The 17,165-nt window shown below is 56.7% G+C and carries 15 protein-coding genes and 3 tRNA genes; 8 read left to right on the top strand and 10 right to left on the bottom strand.

What is annotated here, in order from left to right; all coding sequences use genetic code 11:
- Nucleotides 1-175 precede the first annotated feature (175 nt).
- Together BN1135_RS19405 and BN1135_RS19400 are read left to right on the top strand one after the other, a co-directional pair.
- Nucleotides 176-2,596 carry a DNA polymerase II gene (locus BN1135_RS19405; protein WP_042024006.1) on the top strand — a complete coding sequence of 807 codons (2,421 nt, stop codon included), beginning with the start codon at nt 176-178 and terminating at the stop codon, nt 2,594-2,596.
- Nucleotides 2,597-2,670: 74 nt separating this feature from the next.
- On the top strand, nt 2,671-2,922 hold the full coding sequence (locus tag BN1135_RS19400) for a DinI family protein (RefSeq protein ID WP_042024004.1): 252 nt from the start codon (nt 2,671-2,673) through the stop codon (nt 2,920-2,922).
- Between the two features lie 244 nt (nt 2,923-3,166).
- On the opposite strand, the gene BN1135_RS19395 is transcribed toward BN1135_RS19400, so the two are convergent.
- The 3 genes from BN1135_RS19395 to BN1135_RS19385 form a co-directional block, all read right to left on the bottom strand.
- Nucleotides 3,167-3,242 (bottom strand) — tRNA-His (locus BN1135_RS19395).
- 112 nt (nt 3,243-3,354) lie between these two features.
- Nucleotides 3,355-3,431, bottom strand: a tRNA-Arg gene (locus tag BN1135_RS19390).
- Nucleotides 3,432-3,468: 37 nt separating this feature from the next.
- A tRNA-Pro gene (locus BN1135_RS19385) sits at nt 3,469-3,545 on the bottom strand.
- A 213-nt stretch (nt 3,546-3,758) separates the two neighbouring features.
- On the opposite strand from BN1135_RS19385, the gene folD reads away from it, so the two are divergent.
- Nucleotides 3,759-4,613: a bifunctional methylenetetrahydrofolate dehydrogenase/methenyltetrahydrofolate cyclohydrolase FolD gene (gene folD, locus BN1135_RS19380; RefSeq protein ID WP_042024001.1), complete on the top strand. Its 855-nt coding sequence runs from the start codon at nt 3,759-3,761 to the stop codon at nt 4,611-4,613.
- A 117-nt stretch (nt 4,614-4,730) separates the two neighbouring features.
- Here the strand turns inward: folD and cspD are convergent, their stop codons facing one another.
- Entirely contained in the window at nt 4,731-4,949 is a 219-nt protein-coding gene (gene cspD, locus BN1135_RS19375; protein ID WP_042023999.1) for a cold shock-like protein CspD, read from the bottom strand.
- 229 nt (nt 4,950-5,178) lie between these two features.
- Here cspD and clpS point away from each other — a divergent pair, with 229 nt between their 5' ends.
- Together clpS and clpA are read left to right on the top strand one after the other, a co-directional pair.
- Nucleotides 5,179-5,496 carry an ATP-dependent Clp protease adapter ClpS gene (gene clpS, locus BN1135_RS19370; protein WP_042023997.1) on the top strand — a complete coding sequence of 106 codons (318 nt, stop codon included), beginning with the start codon at nt 5,179-5,181 and terminating at the stop codon, nt 5,494-5,496.
- A gap of 59 nt (nt 5,497-5,555) precedes the next feature.
- Nucleotides 5,556-7,811, top strand: a complete 2,256-nt coding sequence (gene clpA / locus BN1135_RS19365) for an ATP-dependent Clp protease ATP-binding subunit ClpA (protein ID WP_042023996.1) — start codon at nt 5,556-5,558, stop codon at nt 7,809-7,811.
- A gap of 69 nt (nt 7,812-7,880) precedes the next feature.
- Here the strand turns inward: clpA and infA are convergent, their stop codons facing one another.
- The 3 genes from infA to aat form a co-directional block, all read right to left on the bottom strand.
- On the bottom strand, nt 7,881-8,099 hold the full coding sequence (gene infA, locus BN1135_RS19360; protein WP_005300033.1) for a translation initiation factor IF-1: 219 nt from the start codon (nt 8,097-8,099) through the stop codon (nt 7,881-7,883).
- A 68-nt stretch (nt 8,100-8,167) separates the two neighbouring features.
- On the bottom strand, nt 8,168-8,884 hold the full coding sequence (locus BN1135_RS19355) for an arginyltransferase (protein ID WP_042023995.1): 717 nt from the start codon (nt 8,882-8,884) through the stop codon (nt 8,168-8,170).
- Nucleotides 8,881-9,588 carry a leucyl/phenylalanyl-tRNA--protein transferase gene (gene aat / locus BN1135_RS19350; RefSeq protein ID WP_042023994.1) on the bottom strand — a complete coding sequence of 236 codons (708 nt, stop codon included), beginning with the start codon at nt 9,586-9,588 and terminating at the stop codon, nt 8,881-8,883. Before aat ends, BN1135_RS19355 begins: the two co-directional genes overlap by 4 nt.
- A 19-nt stretch (nt 9,589-9,607) precedes the next feature.
- Here aat and BN1135_RS19345 point away from each other — a divergent pair, with 19 nt between their 5' ends.
- Entirely contained in the window at nt 9,608-10,078 is a 471-nt protein-coding gene (locus BN1135_RS19345) for an outer membrane lipoprotein (RefSeq protein WP_005337104.1), read from the top strand.
- 109 nt (nt 10,079-10,187) lie between these two features.
- Here BN1135_RS19345 and BN1135_RS19340 read toward each other — a convergent pair whose 3' ends face one another.
- The 3 genes from BN1135_RS19340 to ald all read right to left on the bottom strand — a co-directional run bounded on the left by BN1135_RS19340 (nt 10,188) and on the right by ald (nt 13,748).
- A complete protein-coding gene (locus BN1135_RS19340) occupies nt 10,188-11,435 on the bottom strand; it encodes a diguanylate cyclase (RefSeq protein WP_042023993.1) in 1,248 nt (415 codons plus the stop codon).
- Between the two features lie 62 nt (nt 11,436-11,497).
- Nucleotides 11,498-12,448 carry a thioredoxin-disulfide reductase gene (gene trxB / locus BN1135_RS19335; protein ID WP_042023991.1) on the bottom strand — a complete coding sequence of 317 codons (951 nt, stop codon included), beginning with the start codon at nt 12,446-12,448 and terminating at the stop codon, nt 11,498-11,500.
- 184 nt (nt 12,449-12,632) lie between these two features.
- Complete coding sequence (gene ald, locus BN1135_RS19330) at nt 12,633-13,748, bottom strand: alanine dehydrogenase (protein WP_042023990.1); 1,116 nt, start codon at nt 13,746-13,748, stop codon at nt 12,633-12,635.
- 150 nt (nt 13,749-13,898) lie between these two features.
- Here ald and lrp point away from each other — a divergent pair, with 150 nt between their 5' ends.
- Nucleotides 13,899-14,390, top strand: coding sequence for a leucine-responsive transcriptional regulator Lrp (gene lrp / locus BN1135_RS19325; RefSeq protein WP_042023989.1), 492 nt, complete (start codon nt 13,899-13,901; stop codon nt 14,388-14,390).
- A 201-nt stretch (nt 14,391-14,591) separates the two neighbouring features.
- Nucleotides 14,592-17,105 carry a DNA translocase FtsK gene (locus BN1135_RS19320; protein WP_042023987.1) on the top strand — a complete coding sequence of 838 codons (2,514 nt, stop codon included), beginning with the start codon at nt 14,592-14,594 and terminating at the stop codon, nt 17,103-17,105.
- Nucleotides 17,106-17,165 lie beyond the last annotated feature (60 nt).

The following is a 17,165-nucleotide window of genomic DNA, read 5'->3' as shown; positions in this document are numbered from 1 at the left end:
AGACTCCTTTGGTCGACGAAGCACGGTAATAGCGCGGTCATAACCGGGTGGATGGGAATGACGACGGCATCAAGCTTACCAGTTTGACACCCGTCCCGCAGCCTGCGTGATGATTGCGAGCGGGCACTGTATGAACGTACAATAGTCCCATTCTCGGACAGCCCCTTTACGTTTCATGACTGCAACCCAGCCCATCGTACCCGCTACCTCGCCGCTCGACGGTTTTATCCTGACCCGCCACGGTCGGGACGTGCGCGGCCGCAACGGGCACGCCGCTACGACCGAAATCGTGATGTGGCTCTGGAGCGCGCAGGGGCCGGTGCGGGTGGTGGTGCCGGGGCAGGAGCCGGTGTTTTTCCTGCCGCAGAGCCATATGGCAGAAGCCGCCGAGCTGTTCAAAGGGGCCGGGGTGAGCGGGCGGTTTCGCCGCCTGCCGATGCACACCTTCGACGGCCGTCCTGTGGTGGGTTGCTATTTCGCCACCCTGAGCGCCTTTCACCGCGCCATCGAGCTGCTGCTTATTCGCGGACTGGAGCACTTCGAGGCGGATATCCGGCTGCCGGAGCGTTTTCTGATGGAGCGTTTCATCACCGCTGGCGTGCGCTTCGATGGCCGGGCGGTGAAGAAGGGGGGCAAGCAGGGCTACTGGGAGGTGAACGAGGCACGCTGCGCGCCGCAGGCGGTGACGCCGACCCTCTCCTGGGTGTCGCTCGACGTGGAGTGCGCCATGGACGGGGCGCTCTTCTCGGTCGGTCTTTACAGCGAACAGGATGCGCGGGTCATCATGATCGGCACCCCGGAAGCGGATGCCGGGAGCTGGGGCACTCAGGTCCAGTGGGTAGAGGACGAGAGCGCCCTGCTGAGTGCGCTGGAGAGCTGGTTCAGCCTGCATGACCCCGACTTGGTGATTGGCTGGAACGTGGTCAATTTTGACTTTCGTCTGCTGCTGCGCCGCGCCGAACTTAACAAGCGGCGGCTGCGGCTCGGGCGAGGGCGCGAGCTCTGCTTCTGGCGCTCGTCACGGGGCGATCCCCAGACCGGCAACGTCATCATTCCCGGGCGTATGGTGCTCGATGGCATCGACACCCTCAAAAGCGCCACCTGGCAGTTTGCCAGCTACAGCCTGGATGCGGTGGCGAGTGAATTGCTTGGCCGTGGCAAGGACATCGAGGATGTGGCCAATCGGGGGGAGAAGATCACCGAGCTGTTCCACTCGGACAAGGAGGCGCTGGCCCGCTACAACCTGGAAGATTGCAAACTGGTGTGGGAGATCTTCGACTACTGCCACCTCATCCCCTTTGCCATCGAGCGTGCTTCCCTTACCGGTCTGGAGCTGGACCGGGTAGGGGGCTCGGTGGCGGCCTTTACCAACCTCTATCTGCCGCGGCTCCATCGCGGTGGCTACGTGGCCCCCAATCTGCCGGCTGACGGGGGGCTGACGAGCCCCGGCGGCTATGTGATGGACTCCAAGCCCGGTCTCTATCGCCATGTGCTGGTGCTCGATTTCAAGAGCCTCTATCCCAGCATCATCCGCACCTTCTGCATCGACCCCATGGGGCTGGTGGAGGGGTTGCAACATCCCGACCACGCCATTCCCGGCTTTCGCGGCGCTCTGTTCTCCCGCGAGCGGCACTTCTTGCCGGATCTCATCGCCACCCTGTGGGCGGCGCGGGATCGGGCCAAGGCGGCCAGCAACAAGGCGCTCTCCCAGGCCATCAAGATCATCATGAACTCTTTTTATGGGGTGCTGGGCTCGGGGGGCTGCCGCTTCTACGATCCCAGGCTTGCCTCATCGATCACCCTGCGCGGTCACAGCATCATGCAGCAGACCCGCGAGTGGATTGAGGCGAAGGGATTCGAGGTGATCTATGGCGATACCGACTCCACCTTTGTCCATCTGGGCAGGGAGACCAGTCCGCAGCAGGCCGAGCAGATTGGCCGCGAGCTGGCTGCCATGATCAACGACAACTGGACGGCGCTGATCAAGGACGAGTTCGACCTGCCGAGCTATCTGGAGATCGAGTACGAGACCCACTACCGCCGCTTTCTGATGCCCACCATCCGCGGCTTGGAGAAGGGCAGCAAGAAGCGTTATGCCGGGCTGGTAGGAGAGGGAGAAAGGGCACATTTGGTGTTCAAAGGGCTGGAGACGGTGCGCACTGACTGGACCATGCTGGCCAAGCAATTCCAGACCCGCCTCTATGAGCTGGTGTTTCACGATGAAGACCCCAGCGGCTATGTGCGCACCATGGTGGATGAGACCCGTACCGGTCGTCACGATGATCTGCTCATCTACCGCAAACGGCTGCGCCAGAAGCTGGAGGAGTATCAGAAGAATGTGCCACCCCATGTGCGAGCGGCGCGGCTGGCCGATGAGGAGAATCTGCGCCGTGGTCTGCCCCAGCGCTATCAGCATCGGGGTACCATCGCCTATCTGATGACGCTGGGCGGCCCGGAACCGCTGGAGTACCGGCGCAGCGCCATCGACTACGAGCACTACATCGACAAGCAGTTGCGGCCCATCGCCGACGCCATCCTGCCCTTTATCGGCGAGTCATTCGACCGGATCTGCGGTCAGCAGCTGGATCTTTTCTGATTGGATCATGATGCCCCTTTACTTCTCTTTAATACTGGATAAAAATACAGTTATAAATCATGGAGAAGTACCCTATGCGTCTTGAAATCATCATCGATAGAAAACACCAGATCCCGACCTTGACCATGGAGGCGCTGCGTCAGGAGCTGCTCAAGCAGCTTGGTGAGAAGTTTCCCGACATCCACGTGCGGGTTGCCCCCGGCAGCGCCATGGCCCTGACCGTCAGCCGTGCCAGTAAAGAAGACAAAGAGCTGGCTGAAGCCATGGTGCAGGAAGTGTGGGAGAACGCCGAGAGCTGGATGCCGGAAGAGAACGTCCCGTCCTGATGCGGGTGGCGCCTGAGCGCAGATGAGGGGGGTTGCTCCATCATGCGGCTTAGGCGCCATTTTTTGCTGCGAGATTTGCCAAGATACCTCCCGGTTGCCTATTTAGGGCAGAAGTTAAAAAGGCAGATACAAAAAAACCGGCGCAAGGCCGGTTTCAAATTGTGCAATCACTGCACCTTGTCAGTCAGGCTGACGGTCTGAACGAGGTTAGAAAAGAGATGGCTAACCGCGAAACAGAAAATAATGGGGTGGCTGATGGGGCTCGAACCCACGACAACCGGAATCACAATCCGGGACTCTACCAACTGAGCTACAGCCACCACTGAACTTTTTACCATTTGTGTTTGCCAAGAAGATGGTGGCGATAAATGACGAACGCGCGATAAATCACGGTATTCGTCTCTATGGCACTGATTTCAAACACATTTCAAATGGTGCGCCCTGCAGGATTCGAACCTGCGACCCACGGCTTAGAAGGCCGTTGCTCTATCCGACTGAGCTAAGGGCGCTCTGTATCGACGCGCTGCAGCAGCAAGTCGATGAACATGGTCGGTGATAAAGGATTCGAACCTTTGACCCTCTGGTCCCAAACCAGATGCGCTACCGGACTGCGCTAATCACCGAAAAACCCTGACCGGCATATCCACAAGAGATGTACTGGACAACGGGCGGGCATCATAGCCAAGCGTACCGGCTAGCGTCAATGACTTTTTCCCCTAGTAAATTCAAGTGCCTACTTATTGCCCGCTACAGGCCTGACGAGCGTCTGCCGCTAACATCCCGGCTAAAAAAATGCGACAATGCGCGGCAGTTGAACAGAGGGTGAGTGGAGAACGATGTCTGCCAAAATCATAGATGGAAAACAGGTTGCGCAAACGATTCGCAGCCAGGTCGCGGCGCAAGTGCAACAGCGGCTGGCGGCAGGGAAACGGGCTCCCGGGCTGGCAGTCATTCTGGTGGGGGCTGACCCCGCCTCTCAGGTCTATGTCGGCAGCAAACGCCGGGCGTGTGAAGAGGTTGGTTTTCTCTCCCGCTCTTATGATCTGAGTGCGGCCGCGAGTCAGGAAGATCTGCTGGCGTTGATCGATAAGCTGAATGCCGACAGCCAGGTAGACGGCATTCTGGTTCAGTTGCCGTTACCGGGTCACTTCGATACCACTCAAGTGCTGGAGCGGATCAATCCTGACAAGGATGTTGACGGTTTCCACCCTTATAATGTGGGTCGGCTGGCTCAGCGTATTCCAGCGCTGCGCCCCTGTACCCCGAAAGGGATCATGACGCTCATTGAGACGACTGGCGTGAAGACTCATGGCCTGCATGCGGTTGTGGTGGGCGCTTCCAATATCGTTGGGCGTCCCATGACCCTTGAGTTGTTGTTGGCGGGCTGTACCACCACGACTTGTCACCGCTTTACCCGGGATCTGGAAGATCAGGTGCGCCGTGCCGATCTGCTGGTTGTCGCGGTAGGCAAGCCCAACTTCATTCCCGGTGAGTGGGTAAAGCCGGGGGCGTTGGTGATCGATGTGGGTATCAACCGTCTGGCGGATGGTTCTTTGGTTGGCGATGTGGAGTTTGAGACGGCCCGCAGCCATGCCTCCTTCATCACACCGGTACCCGGTGGCGTGGGCCCCATGACAGTGGCTAGCCTGATGGAAAACACCCTGATTGCCTGCAGCGAATATCACGACTGATCATGGCTGGCGATAACCCTGTGATCCCGTGAGGATGCAGGATGCGCCAGAAATCTGACAATAAAAAACCGGTTGCTCAAAGAGGAACCGGTTTTTTATTTATCCAACGGGTGTTATTTACATATTTTGTGCTTCGTTTGGCACAATAAGAGAGGCGTGATTCCCTTTCGGCCCCTGTTGCAGCTCAAAATTGACGGCCTGACCTGCTTTCAAGGTCTTGTAGCCCTCCATCTTAATGGTGGAGTAGTGAGCGAAGATATCTTCACCGCCTCCTTCCGGACAGATAAACCCAAATCCTTTTGCGTTGTTAAACCACTTAACTGTGCCGGTTGCCATACTTCTACATCCTTTTATTGATTACCCAGAAGTCGTTGAGTAACCTGCGCCAGCCCCTTATAACTAAGGACATGAGCCCGTAGCAGACGGGCACAGATTAGCAAGTAATCAATTTAGTCTAAGTTTTGAGCGAGTCAAGGAGTTGTTAACAGCTGATGTGATCTGGTTAACAAGTCTATTGACAACCTTGTGTTAGACGGTAGTAATCTAGAGGTACCAAAGCGCGATTATGAGCAAGCAGAAAGAACTCTTTGCTAATGAAGAACTAGCAGAGGCAGAGAAAACCAAACTGCAGCCGCCATCCATGTATAAAGTTGTGTTAAACAACGATGACTATACGCCAATGGAATTTGTGGTAGAGGTGCTGCAAAAGTTCTTTGGTATGGATTTGGACAAGGCGACTCAGGTCATGCTGAGCGTGCATTATAGTGGTAAAGGGGTCTGTGGCATGTTTACTGCAGAAATAGCTGAAACCAAGGTAGTCCAAGTCAACACCTATTCACGTAACAACGAACATCCACTGCTATGTACTATGGAAAAGGCTTGAATTCGATGAGTTGATGGCGAGTGTGACACCACATTGCTGCTGTACTAGGGGAGGTGCCTATGTTGAATAAAGATCTAGAAAAGACGCTGAACGAGGCTTTCAAACTGGCCCGTGATGAGCGCCATGAATTCATGACTGTCGAGCACCTGTTGTTAGCCCTTCTGGATAACAGTTCAGCTCATGAAGCGCTGAGCTCCTGTGGTGCCGATATCGAGCTGATGCGCAAGGAGATCCGCGCATTCATCACCCAAACAACCCCGCTTATCCCTCGCGATGACGAAGATCGTGAAACTCAGCCAACTCTGGGCTTTCAGCGTGTGCTGCAACGCGCAGTGTTCCATGTGCAATCGTCTGGCAATACCGAAGTCAGCGGCGCCAACGTGTTGGTCGCCATCTTCAGTGAGCAAGAGTCTCAAGCTGCCTATTTTCTGAAAAAATCCGAGATAAGCCGCCTTGATGTGGTCAATTTCCTCTCCCATGGGGTGCGCAAGGATAGCAAACCGGATATCAGCAGTAACAATAATCCCGAGTCTGATGACGATGTCTCGGCTGCCCAGATAGAAAGCTTTGCCACCAACCTCAACCAGCTGGTGCTGGAGGGACGCATTGATCCGCTGATTGGTCGTGATCAGGAGCTCAGTCGGACTATCCAGGTGCTCTGCCGTCGCCGCAAGAACAACCCACTGCTGGTGGGTGAAGCTGGCGTGGGCAAGACTGCCATTGCCGAAGGGTTGGCCTACCGGATCGTCAAGGGCGATGTGCCCGAGGTGATAGCCGGTAGCACCATCTATTCGCTGGATATGGGTTCTCTGCTAGCTGGCACCAAGTATCGCGGCGACTTCGAGAAGCGCCTCAAGGTACTGCTCAAGCAGATTGAGCGTCAGGAAGGTGCCATTCTCTTCATTGACGAGATCCATACCATCATTGGTGCCGGAGCGGCATCCGGTGGGCAGTTGGATGCGGCTAACCTTATCAAGCCGTTACTTTCCAATGGTTTGCTGCGCTGTGTAGGGTCAACCACTTATCAGGAATATGCTCAGGTCTTTGAAAAAGATCGTGCATTAGCGCGTCGCTTCCAGAAGATCGATGTTGTCGAGCCGACGGTGGATGACACCACCCGCATTCTGATGGGCCTTAAAAGTCGCTATGAAGCACACCATGGGGTGCGTTACACCGCCAAGGCGATCCGTGCGGCTGCCGAGCTTTCCGCCAAGTACATTAACGATCGCCACCTGCCTGACAAAGCGATCGATGTGATCGATGAGGCTGGCGCTGGCCAACGGTTACTGCCAGCGAGCAAACGCAAGAAAGTGATCAATGTGCAGGAGATTGAGTCCATTGTGGCCAAGATTGCCCGCATTCCAGAGAAATCAGTCTCCTCCTCTGACAAAGAGGTGCTGAAACACCTGGAGCGTAACCTCAAAATGGTGGTCTTTGGTCAGGACAAGGCTATCGAAGTGCTGGCTGACGCGATCCGCTTGTCACGCTCGGGTCTTGGCAATGAACGTCGTCCGGTAGGTTGCTTCCTGTTTGCAGGCCCTACCGGTGTCGGTAAAACAGAGGTGACCCAACAGTTGGGCAAAGCATTGGGTGTCGAGATGCTGCGCTTTGATATGTCCGAGTACATGGAGCGTCATACTGTTTCGCGACTGATCGGTGCGCCACCCGGCTACGTCGGTTTTGAGCAGGGTGGTTTGCTGACCGATGCGGTGATCAAGCATCCCCATTCGGTGGTGTTGCTCGACGAAATTGAGAAAGCACACCCCGATGTATTTAACCTGCTGCTGCAGGTGATGGACAACGGCACCCTGACCGATAACAACGGGCGCAAGGCGGATTTCCGTAACGTCATTCTGGTGATGACCACTAACGCCGGTGTGCAGGAGACCCAGCGCAAATCGATAGGCTTCCAGCAACAGGATTTGAGCCACGATGCCATGGCGGTGATCAACAAGACATTCAGTCCGGAGTTTCGTAACCGGCTTGATCACACTATCTGGTTTAACCACCTGGATATGGCGGTGATCCACCAAGTGGTCGACAAGTTCATTGTTGAGTTGCAGGTGCAGCTGGATGCGAAGGGGGTATCTCTCGAGGTGTCTGAGCGAGCCCGTCATTGGTTGGCAGAGAAGGGATATGACAGAGCCATGGGCGCCAGACCGATGGGTCGGGTTATCCAAGAGCACCTCAAGAAACCCCTGGCCAACGAGATCCTGTTCGGTTCATTAGTTGACGGGGGGATTGTGAAGGTTGAGTTGGTAAATGACAGCCTCAGCTTTGATTTTCAGGTCAATGTTGAAGCTGTTTCCCACTAAGCGTCAGTGATCAGAAAACGACAAAAAACCCCAACCGATCAGGTTGGGGTTTTTTGCTGAATTCCTGGCTTAGCGAGAGCGGAAAACAATACGTCCCTTGGAGAGATCGTAGGGTGTCAGTGCTACCGTTACTTTGTCTCCAGTCAGGATACGAATGTAGTTTTTGCGCATCTTGCCTGAAATATGAGCGATAACCACGTGACCATTCTCCAGTTCCACACGGAACATGGTATTGGGCAGGGTTTCGAGAATAGTGCCCTGCATCTCAATACTGTCTTCTTTAGCCATTGAATCCTCTTGATAAGCCACAACAAAAAACCGCTGGATCATGCCGGATTTAAGGCTATGTGTAAAGTTTACTCGGGCTTGGTGTCGATATTTTTCCATTCCCCCTGAATTAACAGCTCGTGTGGTAGGTAATTACGCTTGTAATTCATCTTGCGGCACGCCTCCACCAGATAGCCGAGATAGAGCCAGCTCCGTCCGGTGCGCCTGGCCAGATCGAGCTGACAGAGGATGGCAAAGGTGCCCAAGGAGCGATCGGCGTAGTCCGGGTCGAAGAAGGTGTACATGGCGCTCATGGAGTGGGGCAGCAAATCTGTGGTGGCCACGCCGATAAGGCGGCCCTCCTTGCGCATCTCCAGATAGAGTGGTGGCATCCAGTCACAATGGAGAAAGCCGCGGTACTGGTTGCGGTTGGGGGGATACATGCTGCCATCATGGTGGCGTTCGCGAATATAGCGTTCGTAGAGCTGGTAATACTCGGGCTTGTCATCGTAACTAAGGACAAGTTCGATATCCCTGTTGAGCTGGCGGATCCGCTTCTGGCCCCGGCTCGGGCGAAATTGTTCGCTGTGAATACGCAGAGATTGGCAGGCGTGACATGCGGAACAGTGGGGACGATAGATGTCGTTGCCACTGCGGCGAAAACCGGCAGTCAACAAGCGCTCGTAGCCGTTGGCATTGAGCAGGTTGTGATCCATGAGCACTAGCAACTGCTCCTGCTCATGGTCCAGATAACTGCAGGGATGCTTGGGGGTTAGCCCTACTTTGAGGATCACTTCTTCAGTCATAAGCTGATCTCTCCCTCTTGCCAGCAGGAAGCCAATAGTGGTTGCTGGCCAAGGCGTGCCAGCTCGGCCAGAAAGCGCGACCTTGGCCACTCCTCGATACCTAGGGTGGCCAGAAACGGGTTCTGCATCTGGCAATCGATGAGGGCACCTCGATGGCGGGCAAAGTGGCGGCAGAGTGCCACCATCGCCAGCTTGGCGCCGTTATCAATCCGGCTGAACATGGATTCCCCGCAAAACAGTCGGCCGATAGAGAGGCCATACAGTCCCGCTTGCAGCTCTCCCTCCTGCCAGATTTCGATGGAGTGGGCATGACCCAGCCGGTGCAATTGTTGATACGCGTCGATCATGGGTTGGCTGATCCAGGTACCATCAGCGGTGCGACGAGGGGCGGCGCAGGCGGTGATTACCTCATTAAAGGCGCGATTGACGGAAATATCGAATGGGGTGCGGCGGATAATCTTCTGCAATGTCCGCCCCACATGGAGTTGATCGGGGCGGATCACCCCGCGGGGATCGGGCGACCACCACAGGGTCGGCTGGTGGGGTTCATTCCACGGGAAGATCCCCTTGTGGTAAGCTGCCAGCAATCTGGCCGGGGAGAGATCTCCGCCGATCGCCAGCAAGCCGTTGGGTTCTTCCAGCGCATGGCTGGGGTCGGGAAACCAGCAAAGCTCATCATCCAGTTGGGTAAGATAGCGAGACATAAGGCAACGAGGTTCATAGATGAAGGCCATTATCCTGATAGTATCCAGCTTGCTCTGCTTTGTCACGGCGCCCGCCGGGGCGGAAGTTTACCAGCGCAATACCGCGCGGCCGGTCAATCAGGTGGTGTTTGGTCAGGTCGAAACGGTGCGCAATATTACCCAGCGCCAGATCCTGGAGTCCGAGCACTCTGGCTGGAAGACGTTGGGCGGTGCTGTGCTGGGCGGCCTGCTTGGCAACCAGTTTGGCGGCGGCCATGGCCGTGAAATTGCCACTGCCGTCGGGGCGCTCGCGGGGGCTGCGGCCGCGCAGCAATACCAGTCAGGGGGAACCGTGGTGGAAAACAAGCTGGTGGAGCTGCTGATCCGCAACGAGCAAAATGCCCTTATCAACGTGATCCAGGATTATGATCCCGCCATGGTCTTTGCCAATGGAGACAAGGTGCGCATTCTCTATTTCGATGATGGGGTGCGGGTCGACAAGACTTACTGAGTTTCGACAGTCATTGCGAGTGGGGAGACTGTGGCAGGAAATGAACCCGCAGACTCTCCTGCAGGAAAGTCTGTCGGGCGGTAATACACGGGACTGATGCCCTGAGGATTCAGATAGCGGTCTCTTGAGAGACTATCTTGTCACGACCGGTGTTCTTTGCCTGATAAAGCAGCCGGTCCGCTTCGCTCAGCGCCTCGTCCATGGATACCCGCCCGACGTTGATCACACCGTAACTGGCGCGAACAAATAGCGGGATCTCCGGTGACAGGGGTTGCTGGCGCAACTGCTGACGCAGCCCTTCAAGACGTTTGATCAACACGGGCACGGTACAGTGCGGCACCATCAGGGCAAACTCCTCTCCACCAAACCGGGCGATCATGGCATCGGGGAAGAACTGGGTCAGTAGCCGGGTCAGGTGGCAGAGCAGTTGATCGCCAATGGCATGGCCCCAGTGATCGTTGACCTGCTTGAAGTGATCCACATCGAGCACACAGAGTGCAATAGGCGTCTGCTGACGCAGATGCTCTTCAAACCACTTCTGCCCTTCGTTGAACCAGTAGCGCCGGTTGTAGAGACCGGTCAGGTAGTCACGATTGGCTGACTCCTGAATGCTGTTGAACTGCTCGAGCGCTTCCAGATTGTGGCTGACCCGGCACTGCAGCTCTTCCGGTTCGAACGGCTGGTTGAGAAAGTCGTTGGCGCCCTGCTTGAGGTAGCGAGCAGAGAGACCGCGCTTGTCCGAGACCGAGATCCCGATAATCGCGAGCTGCTGCTTGCTGTAACGCTCTCTCAGCATCCGCACCAGACTGATGCCATCGATATCCGGCATGTAGTAGTCGACCAGTGCCAGCCGAATGCCCGGGTGCTGCTCCAGCATCGCCATCGCTTCACGGGCATGACTTGCCTCATGCACCTGCAACAGCTGTTTGCGCAACTGAGCCATGGTACGGTGACGGGAGGTGCGCGAATCATCGACTACCAGCACTTTGATGGACTGGTTGAGATAGAGGCGGTGCACCAGACTGACGGCATATTGCAGTGAGTGGCGCGAATCCTTCATCACATAGTCCAGCACGCCGGTTTCCAGCCAGGCTGCACGTTTATCCTCGCTGATGTCTGCAGTGAGGATCACCACCGACAAACCTCGAGCCAGCAGCTCGTTCACCGCCTCGCCACGGGGGGCATCCGGCAGGGTGAGATCGACCAGCGCGACCACATACTCCTCTCCCCGGCAGTGACGGGCTCCTTCGAGGGTATCGAAGGCGTCAATTTCGAGGCCAGTCTGCTGGGCAATGGCCTGAGTCAACATACGGCGAATGGTCAGGCTATCTTCGACAATCAATATCTTCTGTTTCATTAGACTCCTTAAATGAAAAAAGGCATACCGACTGGTATGCCTTATATCACATCTGCGCTGGTTTATTGCGCGTCGAGGTAGCGTTCGGCATCGAGGGCTGCCATGCAGCCAGTACCGGCAGAGGTGATGGCCTGACGGTAGTTGTGATCGGCCACGTCACCGGCGGCAAACACCCCTTCAATACTGGTCTGGGTAGCAAAACCATCCAGTCCGCCACGAACGATCAGATAGCCGTTTTTCATCTCCAGCTGACCGTCGAAGATCTGGGTGTTGGGCTGATGACCGATGGCGATGAAGACCCCCATCAATGGTAACTCGCTGGTGCTGTTGTCCTGAGTGCTGCGCAGACGCACCCCGGTGACGCCCATCTGGTCGCCCAGCACTTCATCCAGGGTCTGGTGGGTGTGCAACACGATGTTGCCGCTCTCGACCTTGTCGTGCAGACGCTTGATCAGGATCTTCTCGGCACGGAATTCATCGCGGCGGTGGATCAGGTGCACTTTCTTGGCGATGTTGGCCAGATACAGCGCCTCTTCGACAGCGGTGTTGCCGCCGCCGATCACTGCCACCTCCTGATTGCGGTAGAAGAAACCGTCACAGGTGGCACAGGCAGAAACACCGCGGCCCTTGAAGGCCTCTTCGGAGGGCAGGCCCAGATACTTGGCGGAGGCGCCGGTGGCGATGATCAGCGCATCGCAGGTGTATTCGGCGCTGTCGCCCTTGAGGCGGAACGGACGCTGGGTCAGCTCCACTTCATTGATGTGATCAAACAGGATGCGGGTGTCGAACTTTTCCGCATGCTCTTTCATGCGCTCCATCAGCGCCGGACCGGTCAGGCCTTCCGGATCGCCGGGCCAGTTTTCCACTTCGGTGGTGGTGGTCAGCTGACCACCTTGCTGCATGCCAGTGATGAGCAGCGGGTTGAGGTTGGCGCGGGCGGCGTAGACGGCTGCAGTGTAACCGGCCGGGCCGGAGCCCAGGATCAGCAATTTGCTGTGAGTGACTTGGCTCATGATGTAATTTCCGGGATGTGATGAGTTTGCGCGATTGTAGGTAATTCGTGATCCGGGGTCAAAGGCTGGCGAGTCGATTGCATTAATCGTGTACATGAAGGGAGGCGGGGCAAATTCAAGGGATAAAAAACCGCCCATCGCGGGCGGATTTTTACTCATCAATACTGGCGCAGGCCAGCAGAGATCAGTTCAACAGGGTCAGTGCATCCGTATAGGCAAGGCCATGTGCCACGGCAACCTCCTTGCAGGTCAGCTTGCCATCCATCACGTTGAGACCATGGCGCAAATGTTCGTCTGACAACAGCGCGTCGCGGTAGCCTTGCTGAGCCAGTTTAATGATGAAGGGGAGGGTGGCATTGTTGAGGGCCACGGTCGAGGTACGGGCAACCGCCCCTGGCATGTTGGCGACACAGTAGTGCACCACCTCATCGACGATATAAGTGGGATCCTGATGGGTGGTGGCGTGGGAGGTCTCCACACAGCCGCCCTGGTCGATGGCTACATCGACGATGGCAGAGCCCGGCTTCATGCGCGCAATGTGGTCACGGCTGACAAGTTTTGGCGCAGTGGCGCCTGGCACCAATACACCGCCGATGACCAGATCCGCTGCCAGCAGATGGCGCTCCAGGGTCTCGCTATTGGAGTAGACCACCTTGGCTGCTCCCTGAAACTCGTTGTCGAGACGACGCAGGGTATCGATGTTGTTGTCGAGGATGGTGACATCTGCGCGCAGGCCGATGGCCATGCGGGCCGCATTGGAGCCGACCACCCCGCCGCCGATGATCACCACCTTGGCCGGTTCGACACCGGGTACGCCGCCGAGTAACACGCCGCTTCCGCCGCGGGATTTTTCCAGTGCTTGGGCGCCAGCCTGAATAGACATGCGTCCAGCGACTTCTGACATCGGAGCCAGCAGGGGCAGGCCGCCACGGCTGTCGGTGACGGTTTCATAGGCGATACAGATAGCGCCGCTTTGCAGCAGGGCTTCGGTCTGGGGCAAGTCTGGCGCCAGATGCAGGTAGGTGAACAGGGTTTGACCCGGGCGCAGCATGGCACATTCGACCGGCTGAGGTTCCTTGACCTTGACGATCATCTCGGCTTTGGCGAAAACCTCTACCGCAGAGGCCAAAATTTCGGCACCAACAGCAATATAATCTGTATCGCTGAAGCCAATGCCGTTTCCAGCACCGCTTTGGACGAAAACAGTATGGTTTCGTGCTGTCAGTTCACGTACACTGGCCGGAACCATGCCTACGCGGTATTCATGGTTTTTTATCTCTTTAGGTACACCGATAATCATGCTATCCCTCGTCTATCGATTGGTGTTTCATGTTGCCAAAATGTTAACCAACATTTGCGCCTAGTATATTCAGGTATTGACAGGATTTGTGACCATAATTATAAAATGACTGGTGATTCTTACCAAAAAATAGCCAAAGGATGGAATAAAATGATGGAAGCTAAGAGTCGGCTAAAGGATTTGGACAGGATTGACCGCAACATTCTCAATGAACTGCAAAAGGATGGCAGGATTTCGAATGTTGAGTTGTCCAAACGAGTTGGCCTAAGTCCTACACCGTGTCTGGAACGGGTTCGTCGCCTTGAGCGACAAGGTTATATCGAAGGATATGCCGCTATTCTGAACCCTCATTATCTGGATGCATCTCTGCTGGTGTTTGTCGAGATAACCCTTAATCGCGGGGCGCCCGATGTATTTGAACAGTTTAACAAGGCTGTTCAGGTGCTCGAAGAGATCCAGGAGTGTCATCTGGTCTCCGGTGATTTCGACTATCTGCTCAAGACCCGAGTCAGCGACATGTCGGCCTACCGACGCCTGTTGGGTGAAACCCTGCTGCGTCTGCCCGGTGTCAACGACACCCGCACCTATGTGGTGATGGAAGAGGTCAAGCAGAGCTGTCGTCTGGTGATCAGCACCCGATAAAGCAGGTTATGCCGTGGTGTATTGTCCATATGAGGCACCATGACAGTCAGAAACGAGCGGCTGGTCCGCTCGTTTCTTCTTGTAAAGAGAAGTGCAAATATAGCCCCGTCCCATCAGGCATTGGCTGACAATCGGTGGGCTTTTCGGGGATACTAGGCCCCCTATTTCCTGCATTACATGTTTTCAGAAAGGAGCCGGAGTTTGGCCGATAAAAAGCTGTTTACTCCTTTATCAGGTACACAACGGATCTTCGAAGCCGTCTTGATCGCCATCACCCTGATGGCCGCGTATCTTCTGCTTGCCCTGTTGTCCTATCATCCTGCCGATCCCGGCTGGTCCCAGACCTCCTGGCAGGGGGAGGTGAAGAACCTCTCCGGCAGCGCCGGAGCCTGGCTCGCCGACATCACCATGTTCACCTTCGGTGCTTTTTCCTATCTGGTGCCGCCGCTGGTGGTATTGCTGGGCTGGAGCTTGTTCTGGCGCCCCAGCCGCTTGCTTGAGGTGGATTACCTCACCCTGGGGGTGCGGATCATCGGCTTTATCCTGACCGTGCTCGGCATGTCGGCCATTGCCAGCATGAACTTCAACGATATGCAGAATTTCTCCGCCGGTGGTCTGGTGGGGGATGTGATCGCCTCTGCGGTGGTGCCGCTGTTTGGCGGTGTCGGGGCCAACCTGATGCTGCTCTGCTTCGTGGCAACCGGCATTACCCTGTTTACCGGCTGGTCCTGGCTCACCATTGTCGAGCGGATCGGTGCGACCTGCACTGGTTCGGTCAGCGCGATTTACCACTTCCCGACCACCCTCGGCCGCTGGTTGACTGGCGGCTGGCGTCAACCCCGCAACGAGGGGCCGGATCCCTTGCTGGAAGGCGGGGTAGGGACCATCGAGTTTGATGACGAGGAAGATGAGCCCCACAGCAGCTGGACTCGTCGACCCAAGGCCAAGGATCAGAAGGCGGTCGCTGAAGAGTGGTTGCCGGAGCTGGACGACGATACCTTCGAGTTCGATCCGCAATTTGATGATGAAGATGACGAGCCAGCCCCTGCTGCCAGGCCCAAGCGCGCGGTGGCTGCCGCTAATGGTCGCCGTCAGCCGGTACTGGCTGTGGCCGATGATGACGATGAGGATGAGCTGGATCTGCCCTGGGCAGAGGGGAACGAAGATGTCCCTGCACCCGCCGCCGTCACACCGGGCAAACCCAAGCGCCGCCCTCAGCCTGCCATGGCTCCTTTGCCAAGCATTGAGCTGCTCGATCGCCCGCCTGCCAAGACCCAGATGATGAGCAAGGACGAGCTGGATCGTATGGCTCGTCTGGTTGAGGCCAAGCTGGCCGATTACAACGTGCAGGCCAAGGTGGTCGGCGTCTATCCAGGCCCGGTCATCACCCGTTTCGAGCTGGACTTGGCGCCGGGCATGAAGGCGAGCAAGATCACCAACCTGTCGCGGGATCTGGCCCGTTCCCTCTCGGCCAGCAGTGTGCGGGTGGTGGAAGTGATCCCGGGCAAGACCTTCGTCGGTATCGAACTGCCCAACCGGGTGCGCCAGACGGTTTACCTGCGCGAAACCCTCGATTGCGATGCATTTCGCGATAGCCATCACCCTCTTTCCATGGGTCTGGGTCAGGACATCGCAGGGGAGCCGGTGGTGGTGAACCTGGCCAAGATGCCCCACCTGTTGGTGGCCGGTACCACAGGTTCCGGTAAGTCGGTGGGGGTCAACACCATGATCATCTCGATGCTCTACAAGTCATCCCCCGATGATCTGCGCTTTATCATGATCGATCCCAAGATGCTGGAACTGTCGGTCTACGAAGGGATCCCGCATCTCCTGACCGAGGTGGTGACCGACATGAAGGACGCCGCCAACGCCCTGCGCTGGTGTGTGGGCGAGATGGAGCGTCGCTACAAGCTGATGTCGGCAGTCGGGGTGCGTAACCTCAAGGGCTACAACGACAAGGTGTTGGCAGCAGCGGCCGCAGGTGAGCCTTTGCGTGATCCGCTGTGGCGTCCGGGTGACTCCATGGATCAGATAGCGCCGGAGCTGGAGAAGCTGCCCCACATAGTGGTGGTGGTGGATGAATTTGCCGACATGATGATGATCGTCGGCAAGAAGGTGGAAGAGCTGATTGCCCGGATCGCCCAGAAGGCACGAGCGGCCGGTATTCACCTTATTCTGGCGACCCAGCGCCCGTCGGTGGATGTCATTACCGGTCTTATCAAGGCCAACATCCCGACCCGCATCTCGTTCCAGGTATCGAGCAAGATCGATTCCCGCACCATTATCGATCAGGGTGGTGCTGAATCCCTGCTCGGTATGGGCGACATGCTCTACATGCCGGCCGGTACCTCCAACCCGACCCGGGTGCACGGCGCCTTTGTCGATGATCACGAGGTGCACAAGGTAGTGGCAGACTGGAAACTGCGCGGCGAGCCAAATTATATCGAGGAGATCCTCGCCGGTGAAAGCAGTGAGGGTGGCAGCAGCGAGTTTGGCGGCGGTGGCGATGAAGAGCTCGACCCCTTGTTCGACGAAGCGGTCGCCTTTGTGGTGGAGTCACGCCGTGGCTCGACCTCCAGCGTCCAGCGCAAGTTCAAAATAGGTTACAACCGGGCGGCTCGTCTCATCGAGCAGATGGAGAATCAGGGCATCGTCAGCTCACCGGGTGGCAATGGTCAGCGCGACGTGCTGGCACCGCCACCGGTGCGGGACTAAGCCTCACCGTTTCATACAATCCCTGGCCATGCCCTCCACGGGCGTGGCCTTTTATCGAGA

It is taken from the genome of Aeromonas sobria, assembly GCF_000820145.1.
Classification (GTDB): Bacteria; Pseudomonadota; Gammaproteobacteria; order Enterobacterales; family Aeromonadaceae; genus Aeromonas; species Aeromonas sobria.
Note: the sequence above shows the minus strand (reverse complement) of the source record. Positions and strands in the feature narration are given on the sequence as shown.